Source organism: Prauserella aidingensis, from assembly GCF_024171865.1.
GTDB classification, from domain to species: domain Bacteria; phylum Actinomycetota; class Actinomycetes; order Mycobacteriales; family Pseudonocardiaceae; genus Prauserella; species Prauserella aidingensis.
In genome coordinates, this window is sequence record NZ_JAMTCN010000034.1 from 31,405 (window position 1) to 46,104 (window position 14,700).

The 14,700-nt window shown below is 71.3% G+C and carries 14 protein-coding genes; 7 read left to right on the top strand and 7 right to left on the bottom strand.

Features of this window, described 5'->3' with window-relative positions; translation table 11 throughout:
• Positions 1–121: 121 nt before the first annotated feature.
• The 3 genes from LY13_RS23150 to LY13_RS23160 all read left to right on the top strand — a co-directional run bounded on the left by LY13_RS23150 (position 122) and on the right by LY13_RS23160 (position 3,630).
• The gene (locus LY13_RS23150) at positions 122–1,555 is read left to right on the top strand and encodes a PucR family transcriptional regulator (protein ID WP_253830675.1); all 1,434 of its coding nucleotides are present in this window, start codon (positions 122–124) and stop codon (positions 1,553–1,555) included.
• A gap of 53 nt (positions 1,556–1,608) precedes the next feature.
• Positions 1,609–3,300 carry an ABC-ATPase domain-containing protein gene (locus tag LY13_RS23155; protein ID WP_253830676.1) on the top strand — a complete coding sequence of 564 codons (1,692 nt, stop codon included), beginning with the start codon at positions 1,609–1,611 and terminating at the stop codon, positions 3,298–3,300.
• A gap of 81 nt (positions 3,301–3,381) precedes the next feature.
• Entirely contained in the window at positions 3,382–3,630 is a 249-nt protein-coding gene (locus LY13_RS23160; RefSeq protein ID WP_253830677.1) for a hypothetical protein, read from the top strand.
• A gap of 35 nt (positions 3,631–3,665) precedes the next feature.
• Here LY13_RS23160 and LY13_RS23165 read toward each other — a convergent pair whose 3' ends face one another.
• The 4 genes from LY13_RS23165 to aceB all read right to left on the bottom strand — a co-directional run bounded on the left by LY13_RS23165 (position 3,666) and on the right by aceB (position 7,666).
• Complete coding sequence (locus tag LY13_RS23165; RefSeq protein ID WP_253830678.1) at positions 3,666–4,421, bottom strand: LamB/YcsF family protein; 756 nt, start codon at positions 4,419–4,421, stop codon at positions 3,666–3,668.
• Between the two features lie 80 nt (positions 4,422–4,501).
• Entirely contained in the window at positions 4,502–4,753 is a 252-nt protein-coding gene (locus LY13_RS23170) for a hypothetical protein (RefSeq protein ID WP_253830679.1), read from the bottom strand.
• A 120-nt stretch (positions 4,754–4,873) separates the two neighbouring features.
• The gene (locus LY13_RS23175; protein WP_253830680.1) at positions 4,874–6,088 is read right to left on the bottom strand and encodes a DUF6986 family protein; all 1,215 of its coding nucleotides are present in this window, start codon (positions 6,086–6,088) and stop codon (positions 4,874–4,876) included.
• Positions 6,089–7,666, bottom strand: a complete 1,578-nt coding sequence (aceB, locus tag LY13_RS23180) for a malate synthase A (protein WP_253830681.1) — start codon at positions 7,664–7,666, stop codon at positions 6,089–6,091.
• A gap of 80 nt (positions 7,667–7,746) precedes the next feature.
• Between aceB and LY13_RS23185 the strand changes: the two genes are divergently transcribed.
• The gene (locus LY13_RS23185; protein WP_253830682.1) at positions 7,747–8,529 is read left to right on the top strand and encodes an IclR family transcriptional regulator; all 783 of its coding nucleotides are present in this window, start codon (positions 7,747–7,749) and stop codon (positions 8,527–8,529) included.
• A gap of 94 nt (positions 8,530–8,623) precedes the next feature.
• Here the strand turns inward: LY13_RS23185 and LY13_RS23190 are convergent, their stop codons facing one another.
• The 3 genes from LY13_RS23190 to ftsY form a co-directional block, all read right to left on the bottom strand.
• Positions 8,624–8,932, bottom strand: coding sequence for a DUF4333 domain-containing protein (locus LY13_RS23190; protein ID WP_253830683.1), 309 nt, complete (start codon positions 8,930–8,932; stop codon positions 8,624–8,626).
• Positions 8,933–9,108: 176 nt separating this feature from the next.
• Positions 9,109–9,822: a DUF4333 domain-containing protein gene (locus LY13_RS23195; protein ID WP_253830684.1), complete on the bottom strand. Its 714-nt coding sequence runs from the start codon at positions 9,820–9,822 to the stop codon at positions 9,109–9,111.
• 26 nt (positions 9,823–9,848) lie between these two features.
• Positions 9,849–11,459, bottom strand: coding sequence for a signal recognition particle-docking protein FtsY (gene ftsY, locus LY13_RS23200; RefSeq protein ID WP_253830685.1), 1,611 nt, complete (start codon positions 11,457–11,459; stop codon positions 9,849–9,851).
• A gap of 140 nt (positions 11,460–11,599) precedes the next feature.
• Here ftsY and LY13_RS23205 point away from each other — a divergent pair, with 140 nt between their 5' ends.
• The 3 genes from LY13_RS23205 to LY13_RS23215 all read left to right on the top strand — a co-directional run.
• Positions 11,600–12,835, top strand: coding sequence for an anhydro-N-acetylmuramic acid kinase (locus LY13_RS23205; RefSeq protein ID WP_253830686.1), 1,236 nt, complete (start codon positions 11,600–11,602; stop codon positions 12,833–12,835).
• A 9-nt stretch (positions 12,836–12,844) separates the two neighbouring features.
• The gene (locus tag LY13_RS23210; protein WP_253830687.1) at positions 12,845–14,359 is read left to right on the top strand and encodes a sodium:solute symporter; all 1,515 of its coding nucleotides are present in this window, start codon (positions 12,845–12,847) and stop codon (positions 14,357–14,359) included.
• Between the two features lie 122 nt (positions 14,360–14,481).
• A partial coding sequence (locus LY13_RS23215) for a leucine zipper domain-containing protein (protein WP_253830217.1) occupies positions 14,482–14,700 on the top strand: 219 nt, incomplete at its 3' end.

The following is a 14,700-nucleotide window of genomic DNA, read 5'->3' on the forward strand; positions in this document are numbered from 1 at the left end:
TTGGTGCACGTCTCGGGCTGTCCCTGTCAGTAGACAGCCCGGCCCGCGCCCCGGCAACGGCGCGGATGCATGAAACGGCGACGCCCACGAGCGGCCGATTTTGTGTTTTCCTACAAATCTGATGACGCTGGTGAAAACTCTGCTCGAGATTCCGAGTCTGCGCATGCGGCTGCACACGGGTGAGCACCTGCTCGACCGTGAGGTCAGCCGGATCTACGTGACCGAACTGCCCGACCCGAGCCGCTACCTGTCCGAGGGCGAGTTCGTGCTGTCCGGCCTGCTGTGGTGGCGCGAACCCGGCGACGCCGACCCGTTCGTGCGCGCGCTCGCCCACGCGCGGTGCGCGGGACTCGCCGCGTCGGGGGCCGACACCGGCGGCATCCCCGAGGACCTCGTCGAGGCATGCGTGCGGCATCGGATCCCGCTGCTGGAAGTACCGGCCGACCTGTCGTTCGCCGTGGTGACGGAACGGGTCGTGCTGGCACTGGCCGCGGAGACCGGCGGAGCGCGCAAACGCCTGCTGTCGGCGGCCGCGGAGGACGCGTCGCTACCCGCGCTGCTGACCTACGGCGCCACCGAACTCGGCGCCGACTGCTGGGTCGTCACGCCGACGGGCCGCGTCGTGGCCGCCAGCGCACCCGGACCACCGCGGCGCCGCAGCGTGCTCACCGTGGCGGGCAGGCACGCCGTGCCGTGGTCACTGGTCCTGGACACCGACCCGGGGCCGAGCGCGTCGGAGGTCGCCGAGGAACTGGCGAGTCTCATCGGCCTCGCCCGCGGCCGCGAGGACGAGGTGCGCCGCACCCGCATGCACGTGGCCGCTCCCCTGCTGCAGGCGCTGGCCGACCCGGCGAGCACCGCCGAGGAACTCACCCGCGCCTACACCGCCACCGGGCTACCCGCCGAGACGCCGGTGCGCGTGCTGCTCGCACGCACTCCCGGTTCCGGTGCCGCCACGGAGATCCTCGACGAACTGCTCGCAACCCTGTCGGTCGACGCCACGGCCTTCACCGGCCCCGGCGCACCGGGCGACGCCGAGGAGGCCTGGGCGATCGTGCCCGCCGACGAGAACTGGCCCGAGGACTGGGCGGCACGGGGAACGGAGGCGCTGGCGGCACTCGGGCGCGGGCGGATCCTCGTCGGCGCGGGCGGTCCGGCTCAGGTGCCGGGCCTGCGGGGTGCGGGCGACGAGGCCCGCCACGCCGCGCAGGCGGCGGAGCGGCACTCCGAACGCGTCGCCGTCGCCTCGGGCGACGAACTGGGCATGCACCGGCTGCTCCTCGCCGGGGCGCCCGACGACCTGCGCCGCGCCCTGGCAGGCCGGGTGCTCGGGTCGTTGCCGCACCATCCCGAACTGCTGCGCACGGTCCGCGTCTACCTGGAGTGCTCGGCGTCCCCGGCGAAGGCGGCCAAGCGGCTGCACGTCCACGTGAACACGTTGCGGTACCGCATCACGCGGGCGGGCGAGATCCTCGGCGCCGACCTCACCGACTTCCGCACCCAGGTCGAGGTCTACCTGGCACTGTCCGTCGAATCCTGGTCCGCGGAGTCCTGACCGGGTGAACCACGGCCGCCGGCGGGCCGCCGCGGGCCGTACCGTGTGGAGCGATGGCACGCGACAGGAGTGACGAACGAACGCTCACCGAGCTGGGCTCGACACTGTCCCGGCTCGACGGTCAGAGCTACGGCAGGTACAAGAGCCTCCAGGGCGACTGGGACGCGGGTGGCTACACCGTCGGCATCCGCAAGGCGCAGACGGACCCGTTCGCGCCGGCGAGCCGGGTCGAGGTGCGGATCTCCGCCGACTACGCCGGATTCCCGAAGGAGCTGTGGCACACGCCGGTGCGCGCCCGCGCGCTCGCCGACCGGTTGTTGCGGGTCCTGGGCCAGCAGCTGCGCGGTTCGCTGCTACGGGCCGACGTCGGCGGGCAGCAGGTGCTGGACCGCAGCGCACTGCGCGTCTCCGGGGGCGCGCTGACCGTGCGGCTGGGCATCGACCTGCCGGGGCCGCGCCGCCGGATCGACGGCCGCGGCGCGCGGAAGGCACTGTGCGACCAGCTCCCCCACGCCGTCGAAGCGCTGCGTTACGACGCGCTCGACGCCGACGACCTCGCGGCGTTCGTCGACTCCGTCGAGGACACCGACGCGCTGCGGAAGACACTGCCGGAGCGCGGGCTCGTGGCGTTCGTCGCCGACGGGTCGATGCTCGCGCGCCGCAGCGGCACCGACGACCGGCCGCTGACCGACGGCGTCCCGTTCGAATCCCCCGAATCGCTGCGCACCACGGTGGAACTGCCGAACCGGGGCACGGTCACCGGCATGGGCATCCCCGAGGGCATCACGCTGGTCGTCGGCGGCGGGTTCCACGGCAAGTCGACGTTGCTGCGCGCGCTCGAACGCGGCGTGTACGACCACGTTCCCGGCGACGGCAGGGAACTCGTCGTCAGCCGCTCCGCCACCGCGAAGATCCGCGCCGAGGACGGCCGCAGCGTCGAACGGGTGGACGTCAGCGCGTTCGTCGGGCAGCTGCCCACCGGCGCCGACACCCGCGACTTCTCGACGTCCAACGCCTCCGGATCGACCTCGCAGGCCGCGACCACCGTGGAGGCCCTCGAAGCGGGCGCCGAGGTGCTGCTGATCGACGAGGACACCGCCGCCACCAACCTGATGATCCGCGACGCCCGGATGCAGGAGCTCGTCGCCAAGGGCAACGAGCCGCTCACCCCGTTCGTCGACCTCGTGCGGCCGCTCTACACCGAGCACGGCGTGTCGACGGTGCTGGTCATGGGCGGTTCCGGCGACTACCTCGACACCGCCGACCGCGTGATCATGATGTCCTCGTACCACGCCGAGGACGCGACCGAACGGGCCCGGCAACTGCGCAGCGGCACCGACCGGACCGTCGAGGCCAGCGGCTTCCCCGCCGCCGCGCACCGCGTGTGCGACCCGTCGTCGCTCTCGCCCGAACACAAGGGCAAGCGCAAGGTCAAACAGCGCGGCATCGACACACTCACCTACGGCGACACCGACATCGACCTGCGCGCCGTGGAACAGATCGTCGACCCGGGCCAGGTGATGGGCATCGGCCTGGCGCTGTCCCACGGCGTCGAGTCCGGGCTGATCGACGGTCGTCGCACCGTCGCCGAGTTCCTCGACCTCCTCGGCGACGACCTCGCCGACGGGGCCGACGCGATCCGCCACGGCTTTCTCGGCGACTACGTCGTGCCGCGCCGGTTCGAGGTCGCCGCCGCACTGTCGAGGCTGCGTTCCCTGCGCGTGTCCCGCCTCCGCGACGCCTGACGGTCGACGGGGTAGGCGGGCGGCCGGTTCCGGTGGCGAGCCCTTCGCGGCCGCGGAACCGGCGGGATAGCGTCGGTGACGATGATCGATCCGCGGGAAGCATCGGAGAAGGCTCGGCGGGACGAGGAACGCCCGGTGACGGCAGGCCCGTCCACGGGACGCACCGTGCTGCGGTTCGCCTGCGGCGTCCTCGTCGCCGTGGTCGGGCTGTACCTGGCGATCGGTTCGGACAATCCGATCTGGCTTTCCGTGGCACAGGTCGTCGTGGGAGCCGCGATGGCGGTGGTGGCCGTGGTGCGGCACCGGCGTCGGCCCCGAACGCACCGGTGACGCCCACAGCGCCGCCACCGACGGGCGACGTCGCGTTATGCGAAGGGGGCGAGTTCGACGCCCGCGTCGAGCAGCCCTGCCCGGATCCGCCGCGCGAGGTCGACCGCTCCTGCGGTGTCGCCGTGCAGGCACAGTGACCGCGGTCGTGTCTCGACCTCGGTGCCGTCGATCGCGGTGACCGTGCCTTCGGTCGCCATGCGCACGCTGCGCGCGACGACCGCGTCCGCGTCGTGGACGACGGCGCCCGGTTCGCGGCGGGACACCAGCCGGCCTTCCGGGGTGTAGGCACGGTCGGCGAACGCCTCGGCGACGGTCGGCAGCCCGGCCTCGTCGGCCAGCCGCAGCAGTTCGGATCCGGGCAGGCCGAGGATCGGCAGGTCCGGGTCGTAGGTGCGCACCGCCTCCACGACGGCTTCGGCCTGCGCCGTGTGGTGGGCGACGGCGTTGTACAGCGCGCCGTGCGGTTTGACGTAGCGCACCCGCGTACCCGCGACACGCGCGAAGCCGTCGAGGGCGCCGATCTGGTAGATGACGTCGTTGCCGAGTTCTGCGGGGTCGACATCGATGAACCGGCGGCCGAACCCGGCGAGGTCGCGGTACCCGACCTGGGCACCGACGGCAACGCCACGCTGCGCGGCCCGCTCGGTGACCCGGCGCAGCACCGTGGGATCCCCGGCGTGGAATCCACATGCGACATTGGCGCTGGTCACGATGTCGAGCAGCGCGTCGTCGTCGGTCAGCGGCCAGATCCCGAAACCTTCGCCGAGGTCGCTGTTGAGGTCGAGCACCATGCCGTCAGGGTAGACGGAGCCCACCCACGCGGGCGGATGCGTGGGTGGGCCGCAGAACCGTCAGAACGGCGGTTCGTGGGTCACGGTGGCGGGACGACCGGTGGTTCGCCGGGGAACGGCGAGTACGCCCACGGCGAGTCGAGGTGGTGATCGTGGTGATGCCGTGGCCGGGGTCGTAGCGGGTGGTCGTCGAGTTCGCAGCCGGTGTCGCTGATCGACAACGCGGCGTCGACGGGCAGGTGGACGTACACCTGCGCAGCGGCCTCGGGCACCGCTACGCCGGGCGCCGCCCCCGCCCATCCGGAGACCTGCCGCCCGGCGAGAGGGCGCATACCGCAGGCACCCTCACTCCGGAATGCGCAACACGAACTCCCGAGAACGCAACACGACCCCTGGAATCCGCAACACGGACCCCCGAGAACGCAACACGGGCTCCCGAATGCGCAACACAGTCAGCCTGCGCGGGCTGCCAGGCGGGACAGGGCTCGGCGGTCCAGACCACCGGCCAGCTCGCCGGCGAGTTCCGCCTCGTCGACGGCGCCGCAGTCGAGGCCACGCAGCACGTAGGTCGCGAGCGCCTGGGCGGTGGCGGGTTCGTCGAGGATCGCACCGTCGACGGCGCCCACGTAGGCGTCGAGCCGGTCGACGGCCGACGCGAGGTTCTCGCGGAAGAACGCGTACGTCGCGGCGAAGCGACTGGGCAACTGGTGCGGGTGCAGGTCCCAGCCCTGGTAGAAGCCGCGCTCGAGGGACCGGCGCACCAGCCGCAGGTGCTCGGCCCACCCGTCGGCGACCGCGTCGCCGACGGGCAGCCGGTTGGTCGAGCCGTCGGAGAGCCTCACGCCCCGACCGGCGGCGGCGACCTGCATGAACTGCTTGGCGAAGTCCGCGGCCGGATGGTCCATGCTCTGGTACGCGCCCGCGATGCCGAGGCCCGCGCTGTAGTCGTAGGTGCCGAAGTGCAGCCCGCTGCACCGGCCGTCGGCGGCCTGCACGACGGCGGGCAGCGCGACGGTTCCGTCGGGCCGCAGCACGGACTGCGTGGTTTCGACCTGCACCTCGAAGCGCAGCGTGCCGACGGCCAGCCCGTGGGCCTTCTCCAACTCGCCCATCACGTCCGCGGCGGCGGCGACCTGCTCGACGTCGGTGACCTTCGGCAGCGTGACGACGAATCCGGGCGGTGGTCCGCCGAGCGCGTCGAGGAACAGGTCCAGCGTGCGTATCCCTCGGCGCCGGGTGCCCACCTCGAAGCTCTTGAACCGGATACCGCAGAACGGCGGGGCGGCCCCGCCGGAGGACAGCTGCGACGCGAGTTCCGCGGCGCACCGCAGCACCTCGGCGTCCTCGACGTCGTCGCCGGGGTTGCCGTAGCCGTCCTCGAAATCGACGCGCAGGTCCTCGATCGGTTCGGCCGCGAGCTTGGCGCGCACCCGCGAGAGCACGTCGTCGGAGGTGTCGAGGTCGTGCTCGTCCAGCACGGCGAGGGCGCGGGCGCCCCAGTCCTCGGCGAGGCCGGCGTGGAAGCGGCCGGCGGGGACGTACACCGTGTGGACGGGTTGCCGCCCGGCCGGCTCACCGGGATAGGCGGCTGCCACGCGCGCGTCGGACGCGGCGAGTGAGGCGTCGATGCGCGCGTAGACGCCCTCGGTGAGCCGGCCGGCGGTCATCTACTTGATCCGCTCGTAGGCGGGCAGGGTCAGGAAGTCGGCGAACTCCTCGGCGAGCGCGACCTCCTCGAACAGCTCGACCGCGGGCTGTAGCAGGTCGGCCGGGATCTCACCGTCCAGCTCGCCCTTGATCTCGTCGAGCACGGAGCGCACGAGCTCGCGGGTCACGGTCTGACCGGAGTCGTCGAGCACGACGCCGTTCTGCACCCACTGCCACACCTGCGACCGGGAGATCTCGGCGGTCGCGGCGTCCTCCATGAGGTTGTGGATACCGGCCGCGCCGTTGCCGCCCAGCCAGGAGGCGATGTAGCGGACGCCGACGTCCACGGCGCCCCGCAGGCCGGCCGAGGTGCACTGCGCGTCGGTCGCGGCGACGTCGAGGAGCTGGTCGGCCGTGACGGACACGTCCTCGCGGAGACGGTCGAGCTGGTTCGGCTTGTCGCCGAGGACCTTGTCGAATTCCTCCTGGCACAGCCCGACCATGCCCGGGTGGGCGACCCAGGAGCCGTCGAAGCCGTCGCCGGCCTCACGCGACTTGTCGGCGTGCACCTTCTTGGTGGCGTTCTCGGCGACCTCGGGGTCCTTGCTCGGGATCTGCGCGGCCATGCCGCCGATGGCGAAGGCGCCGCGCTTGTGACAGGTGCGCACCAGCAGCTCGGTGTAGGCGCGCATGAACGGCGCGGTCATGGTCACGGCGTTGCGGTCCGGCAGGACGAACGCCGAGCCCGCGTCGCGGAAGTACTTGATGACGCTGAACAGGTAGTCCCAGCGGCCCGCGTTCAGGCCCGAGGCGTGCTCGCGCAGTTCGTAGAGGATCTCCTCCATCTCGAACGCCGCCGGGATGGTCTCGATCAGCACGGTGGCGCGGACGGTGCCGTGCTGCACGCCGAGGGTCTTCTCGGCGTAGGTGAACACGTCGTTCCACAGCCGAGCTTCGAGGTGGCTCTCCATCTTCGGCAGGTAGTAGTACGGGCCCTTGCCGCGGGAGAGCAGTTCCTTCGCGTTGTGGAAGAAGTGCAGGCCGAAGTCGACGAGCGCGCCGACGGCCTTGCGGCCGTTGAACTCGAGATTGTGCTCGTCGAGGTGCCAGCCGCGCGGGCGGACGACGATCGTGGCGTGCTCGACGTCGTCGCGCAGCGCGTAGTGCTTGCCGTTCGACTCGAGCTCGATGGTGCCGCGGATGGCGTCGGACAGGTTGATCTGCCCGTTCACCACGTTGCTCCAGTGCGGCGTGTTGGCGTCCTCGAGGTCGGCGAGCCACACCTTGGCGCCGGAGTTGAGCGCGTTGATCGTCATCTTGCGCTCGGTCGGCCCGGTGATCTCCACGCGGCGGTCGCGCAGCGCGGGCGGGGCCTCGGCGACCTGCCAGTCCGACTCGCGAACCTCCTTGGTCTCGGCCAGGAAGTCCAGCCGTCCGGTGCGCTTGGCCTCCTCGCGGCGCTGCTTGCGGGCTTCGAGCAGCTGGTCACGGGTGGCCGCGAAGTTCTCGTGCAAGCCGGCCACGAAGTCGAGCGCCTCCTGCGTCAGCACTTCGTCGCCGCGCTCGATCGTGTCGCCGAGCACACGAACATCAGACATGGAACACCTCGGGAAACGTCGTCGTTGAGCATCGATCTTTTACATGTCGGACTATAGTTTCTACATTACGGAAGCTCAACGTGGGCGACCCTGCAGTGACGGCGGAAGGAGCCGTGGTGGCGGCGAGCGGTGGAGTGCAGTCCCTCGATCGGGCTTTCGAGCTGCTGGAACGGCTCGCGGACGCGGGCGGCGAAGCGAGCCTGTCGGAGCTGTCGACGTCGTCGGGGCTGCCCATGCCGACGATCCACCGGTTGATTCGCACCCTCGTAGCGTCCGGCTACGTGCGGCAGAACGCGAACCGGCGCTACGCCCTGGGGGCACGGTTGATCCGACTGGGCGAACAGGCGAGCCTGCAGTTCGGCACGTGGGCACGCCCACTGTTGGCGGAACTGGTCGACGAGGTCGGCGAGACGGCCAACCTGGCGGTCCTCGAACGCGACGAGGTCGTCTACGTCTCACAGGCGCCGTCGAAACACTCGATGCGCATGTTCACCGAGGTGGGCAGGCGACTGCTGCCGCACGGCACGGGCGTCGGCAAAGCGATCCTGGCGCAGCTGCCCGCCGACGAGGTGCGGGACCTGCTCGGCCGCACCGGCATGCCCGCCTACACCGAACACACCCACACCGACGTCGAGACGTTCCTGGCGCACCTGGCCGAGATCGCCGAGCAGGGCTACGCGCTCGACGAGAGCGAGCAGGAACTGGGCGTGCGCTGCATCGCGGTACCGGTTCCGGGCACGCCGACGCCGACGGCCGTGTCGGTGTCCGGCCCGGAGGGCAGGCTCACGAAGGAGGCCGTCGGCCGCATCGCCCCGATGGTCCGGCGCACCGCCGAGGAACTGGCGAAACAGCTGCCCGACTGACGAATCCGGGACCGGCGCCCCGGTGCACCTACGGCGACGGCGGGCGCCGGAACCCCGGGTGCCCGCCGTCCCCGACCATGAACGGCTGTCGCCCTCACTCCCCCGACGACTGCTGCGGCTCGATGTTGAAGCGCACCTGGTCACCGTCGACGCTGGTCGCGGTGATGTCGGCCTTGATCTCGGCACCACCCTGGATCGTGACCGTGCACGTCGTGGTGGCGTCGACCTCGGCGTCCAGATCGTCGGGGCAGTCCACGCTGTCGACGGGCATACCCTGCTGCGAGATCGACGACGACACCTGCTTCTCGAGCTCCTCGTGCTCGACGTACTGCGAACATCCCGCGAGTCCGACGGCGGCGACACCGAGGACCGACAGGGCGACGAAACGGGACACGCGGGACATGAGCATCTCCTGGGGAAACGACGGGAAGGGCCGTATTTCCGGATTCCGGTCGCGATGCCGGAATCCGCATACCCCACTCCGACCCCGCGATCGCCCGGCCGGTTCCGTCGGTGTCGCGTCCCACACGTCCCGTCCCACACGTCTCGTCCCGCACCGGCGGGACGCCGCGCGAACGGTCAGCGGCCGCCCTGCAGCGGCTGCTCGTCCACCTGGACACGGAAGTTCGCGTTCTGCGAGTCGGCGTCGAGGCCGGTCACCTCGACCGTGACGCCGAACCGCGTCCCTTCAGGATTGGTGAGCACGCAGCGGGTGGTCGCACCGACCTCGGCCTTGACGTGCTCGGGACAGTGGACGTCTCCCAGGTGCTGCCCGACCTCCCGGCTCAGCGACTGCGCCGCCTGCCGGGCGAGCGCCGCCCTGTCGATCTCGTCGTCGGCGGGCGGATCCGACGCCCGGCCACCGTCACCGCCGTCGCCGTCACTCCCGGCGCCGTCACCCCCGCTGCCGTCGGCGCTGTCGGATGCCGCCGACGACCCGCTCTCGCCGGAGTCGTCGCCGGAGCCGCCGGAGCCGTCACCGTCCCCGGAGAGCACCACGTCGAACTGCACCCGGTCGTTCTCGCCGACCTCGGTGACGGTGACCTTCGCATCGCGTTCGCCGCCGCGGGTGGTCACGGTGCACGTCGTCGTCGCGCCGACCTCCGAGTCGAGGTCGTCGGGACACGTCACGTCCTCGGGCCGCCGGTCCTGTTCGGACAACGCGCCCATGACCTGTTTCTCGAGCTCGGCCTTGTCGACCGTCGACCCGACGGAGAACTCGAACGAACACCCCGTCACGGCCAACATCGCGCAGGCCACGGGAACGAGGGCCGCGCGGGCGACGCGCGGCACCGCGCGCACTCCTCGACGAGCCACGGTCAGCTCAGCAGCGCGTCGACGAACGCCGACGGTTCGAACGGCGCCAGGTCGTCGGGACCCTCACCGAGGCCGACGAGCTTGACGGGAACGCCCAGCTCGCGCTGCACCTGGAACACGATGCCGCCCTTGGCTGTGCCGTCGAGCTTCGTCAGCACCACACCGGTGACGTCGACGACCTCGGAGAACACCCGCGCCTGCGCGAGGCCGTTCTGCCCCGTCGTGGCGTCGAGCACGAGCAGCACCTCGTCGACCTTCGCCTGCTTCTCGACGACGCGCTTGACCTTGCCGAGCTCGTCCATCAGGCCGGTCTTGGTGTGCAGCCTGCCTGCCGTGTCGATCAGCACCGCGTCGACACCGGCGTCGACACCGCGCTTGACGGCGTCGAACGCGACCGACGCCGGGTCGGCACCCTCCTTGCCGCGCACGACCTCGGCACCCACGCGCTGGGACCAGGTCTCCAACTGGTCGGCCGCGGCCGCACGGAACGTGTCCGCGGCACCGAGCAGCACCTGCCTGCCCTGCGCGACGAGCACCCTCGCGAGCTTGCCGGTGGTGGTCGTCTTACCCGTGCCGTTGACACCCGCCACCAGCACGACGGCGGGCTGCTTCGCACCGTCGACGTCGTGCGGCAGCGCCCGCACCGAACGGTCCGCGTCCGGCGTCAGCGTCTGGATGAGCACGTCCCGCAACGCCGTTCGCGCGTCCTCCGGCGTGCGCACCCCGCGGACCGACAGCTCCTCGCGCAGTCGCTCGACGATCTCCGTCGTGGTCGACGCGCCGAGGTCGGCGACCAGCAGCGTGTCCTCGATCTCCTCCCACGAGTCCTCGTCGAGGTCACCCGCGCCGAGCAGGCCCAGCAGGCCCTGTCCCAGCGCCGACCGCGACTTCGACAGCCGCCCCCGCAGCCGTTCGATCCGGCCGGACGCGGGCTCGGGCTCCTCGACCTCGGTCTCGGGCTCCGGCCGAGCCGTCGCCGGGGCCGCGGGCGCAGGCGCTTCGCTCTTCGGAGTCTCGGTCTTCGGGGGCTCGGCCTCGGGAACGGCCTCGGGAGCCTCGGCACCGGCGGCCGGCGTCGGCCTTTCGGTCTCCTCGGCGCCCGCGGGCGCGGTGTCCGGAGCCGTCGCTGTGTCCGGGGCCGTTGCTGTGTCCGGGGCCGTTGCTTCCGGGGCCGCGCCATCCGGTGCCGCGGCGCCGGTGGACTCAGCACTCGGGGCCGGGGTGTCCGGTCCCGTCGTGTCCGGCGCCTTCCCGGCGGCCTCCGGCTCGGCGTCCGTGTCGGGGAGGGAGACGTCGACGATGTCGCGGCGCGGTGCGTCGCGCGGTACCGAGGCGTCGTCGCCGACGCCCGGCTGGCCGTCGACCTCGGTGCGCTCCTCCACCGGGTGCGCGGGCGTGTCCGGCGCGGCCGTTCCCGACGTCGCGGTGTCGCCTCCGGGCGCGAGCGAGATGCCGCCTCCGGCCTGGTAGCCGCCGCCCTTCGGAACCTGCTTCTCCCGGTCCCGCTCCAGGCTGATCCTGCGCCTGCGGGACAGGGTCAGTCCCACCACGACGGCGACCGCCAGCAGGGCGGCCACAATGACAACGATCCAGATCACGGCTGTGCTCGACACGCCGCCATCCTCCCACCTGCCCGTTCCCCTGCGGGTTCACCCCTGCCCGCGGCGTGGGAAGTTAACGGTACGGCATAGATCTCGGACAGAAGCCCACCGAACGTGTTGCGCACACCGGCTGATTGGACTAGACCACCCTCGTGTCCCCTTCGCTCCGTATCGCCGGGTTGTTGTCCGGCACTTCCGTGGACGGCATCGACGTCGCCATCGCCGAACTGGCGGAATCCGACGGTGAGCTCGTCCTCACCCCGCGCGGGCAGTGGGAGCTGCCCTACCCCGACGAGCTGCGGACGCGCCTGCTCGCCGCGCTGCCTCCGGCGCCGTGCAGTGCCGAGGAGCTCACGAAACTCGACACGCAGGTCGGCCAGGCGTTCGCCGAGGCCGTGCGTCATGCCGAACGGCAGGCGGGCGACGTCGATCTGGTCGCATGCCTGGGGCAGACGGTCTTCCACTGGGTCTCCGACGGCGCGGCCCTCGGCACGTTGCAGATCGGCAGGCCCGCCTGGATCGCCGAGCACACCGGCCGTCCCGTCGTCTCCGACCTGCGGGTGCGTGACGTCGCCGCGGGCGGCCACGGTGCACCGCTCGCCAGCACGCTCGACGCACTGTTGCTGCGCGCCGTCGCCGACCGGGAGGGCACGCCCGCCGTCGCACTGAACATCGGCGGGATCGGCAACATCACCGTCGTGCCGCCCGGCCGCGGGGACGACCGGACCGGCGGCGACACAGGCGGTGGCACAGGCGACGTGCTCGCCTACGACACCGGCCCCGGGAACGCGCTGCTCGACCTCGCTGCCGCACAGGTCACCGGCGGCAGGCTCCGCAGCGACGTCGACGGTGCGCTCGCCGAAGCGGGCACCGTCCGCACCGACCTGCTCGAACGGTTGCTGGCCGACCCGTACTACGCGGCCGAGCCGCCGAAGTCCACGGGCAAGGAACACTTCCACAGCACGTACCTCGCCGCCGCGCTCGGCGGCCTGCCACCGGTCGGCGACACCGACCTGCTGGCGACGCTGACGGAACTCACGGCCGTCACCATCGCCGACGCCTGCACCCGCCACGGCGCCACGGCCGTGTACGCATCGGGCGGCGGGGTGCACAACCCGGCCCTGATGCGCGCGCTCGGCGAACGTCTCACCGTGCGCACGAGCGACGAGCTGGGCCTTCCCGCCGACGCGAAGGAGGCGTATCTGACGGCCGTGCTCGGCTGGCTCTCGTGGCACGGCGTCGCGGGCAACGTCCCCAGCGCCACCGGTGCCCGCGGACCACGCGTCCTCGGCAGCATCACCCCTGGTGAGCGACCGCTCGCCCTCCCGACCCCACCAACGTCGCCGATTTCGCGGCTGAGGGTGGCCAACTCGCGCGAGACACGGTAGGAGAGACCAATGCGCGCACTGGACCTCGCGATCATCGCGATCTTCCTGGTGGGAACGCCCATCGTGGGCATCCTGCTCAGCGGGAAGCAGCGATCGTCGAACGACTACTTCGTCGGCAGCCGGAAGGTGCCCTGGTGGGCCGTCACCTTCTCGGTCGTCGCCACGGAGACCTCGACGCTGACCGTGCTGAGCGTGCCGACCGTGGCCTACCTCGGCAACATCACGTACCTGCAGCTGGCGATCGGCTATCTCATCGGCCGGATCGTCGTCGCGTTCGTGCTGCTGCCGAAGTACTACGCGGGCGGGTTCGTCAGCGCGTACGGCTTCCTCGGCAAACGCTTCGGCGGCGGACTGCAGGGCACCGCCTCGGTGACGTTCCTCGTCACGCGCCTGCTCGCCGACGGCGTGCGCCTGTTCGCCACGGCCATCCCCGTCAAGCTCGTGCTCGACGGGCTGGGCCTCGACGTGTCGTACTGGGTCGTGATCTCCGCGATCGCGCTCGTGGCCGTCATCTACACCTACTTCGGCGGGATCCGCGCCGTCATCTGGGTCGACGTCATTCAGATGGCCATCTACGTGCTCGGCGCCATCGCGGCGATCTTCGTGCTGGCGGGCCGGCTGCCCAGCGGCTGGTTCGGCGACCTCGCCGACGCGGGCAAGTTCCAGCTCTTCGAGTTCGGTTCGAACGTCGTCACCGACCAGTACGCGTTCATCACCGCCGTCGTCGGCGGTGCGCTGTTCGCGATGGCCTCGCACGGCGCGGACCAGCTGATGGTGCAGCGACTCCTGGCCTGCAAGAACGTGCGCGACAGCCAGAAGGCCGTGATCGCCAGCGGTGTCGTCGTGTTCTTCCAGTTCGCGGTGTTCCTCGTGGTCGGCGCGATGCTGTTCTCGTTCTACGGCGGACAGAGCATCGACGCGCTGGGGCTGACCAACCCCGACGACCTGTTCCCGCGGTTCATCCTCGAAGAGCTGCCCGTCGGCCTGTCCGGCATCCTCATCGCGGGCATCCTCGCCGCCGCCATGTCGACGATCTCCTCGTCGCTGAACTCGCTGTCGACGTCGACGATCGCCGACCTGTACGAGCGGTTCACGAAGAAGAAGATGTCCGACGCCGTGATGCTCAAGCAGGCGCGGATCTGGACGATCATCTGGGCCGTGGTGTTCGTCGTGTTCGCCTCGATGTTCACCAGCACCGACACCCCGGTCGTCGAACTCGGCCTGAGCATCGCCAGCTACACCTACGGCGCGCTGCTCGGCGCGTTCTTCCTCGGCATGCTCGTCAAGAAGGCGCGGCAGACCGACGCGATCATCGCGTTCGTGTGTGCCGTGGTCGTGGCCGCGGTGTTCGTCCTCGGCATCACGTTCACCGTGGACGGCGAAGAGGTGGGCCTCGCCTTCCCCTGGTACGTGCCGCTGGGCATCGTCGTCACGCTGATCGTCGGCGGGCTGCTGTCGCTGCGCCACAGCGGCCCCGACCCGCACGCCGCCGACGTGGAGAAGCAGGAGCAGGAGACCGCCTAGCTGTGCTGTTCGGGCACGTTGGTGACGGTTCGGCACGCGGTGGATGATCTTGATATGGGTGAGGGCCTCCGGGTTCGGTGTGGATCACCACGAACAACACGCCGATCCGAGGAGGCCCTCTGGTGGTCCACCGTAACGCTCCGCTGACTCCGACCGGACGGCTGCGACTGGCCCGGTGCGTCGTCGAGGACGGTTGGAACGTGCGCCGCGCTGCCGAACGGTTCCAGGTCGCCCACACGACCGCGGCCCGCTGGGCCGGCCGGTACCGCCACGGCGGCGAGCAGGCTATGGACGATCGCTCCAGCCGTCCCCGCCACAGCCCGCAACGCACCAGTCGGGTA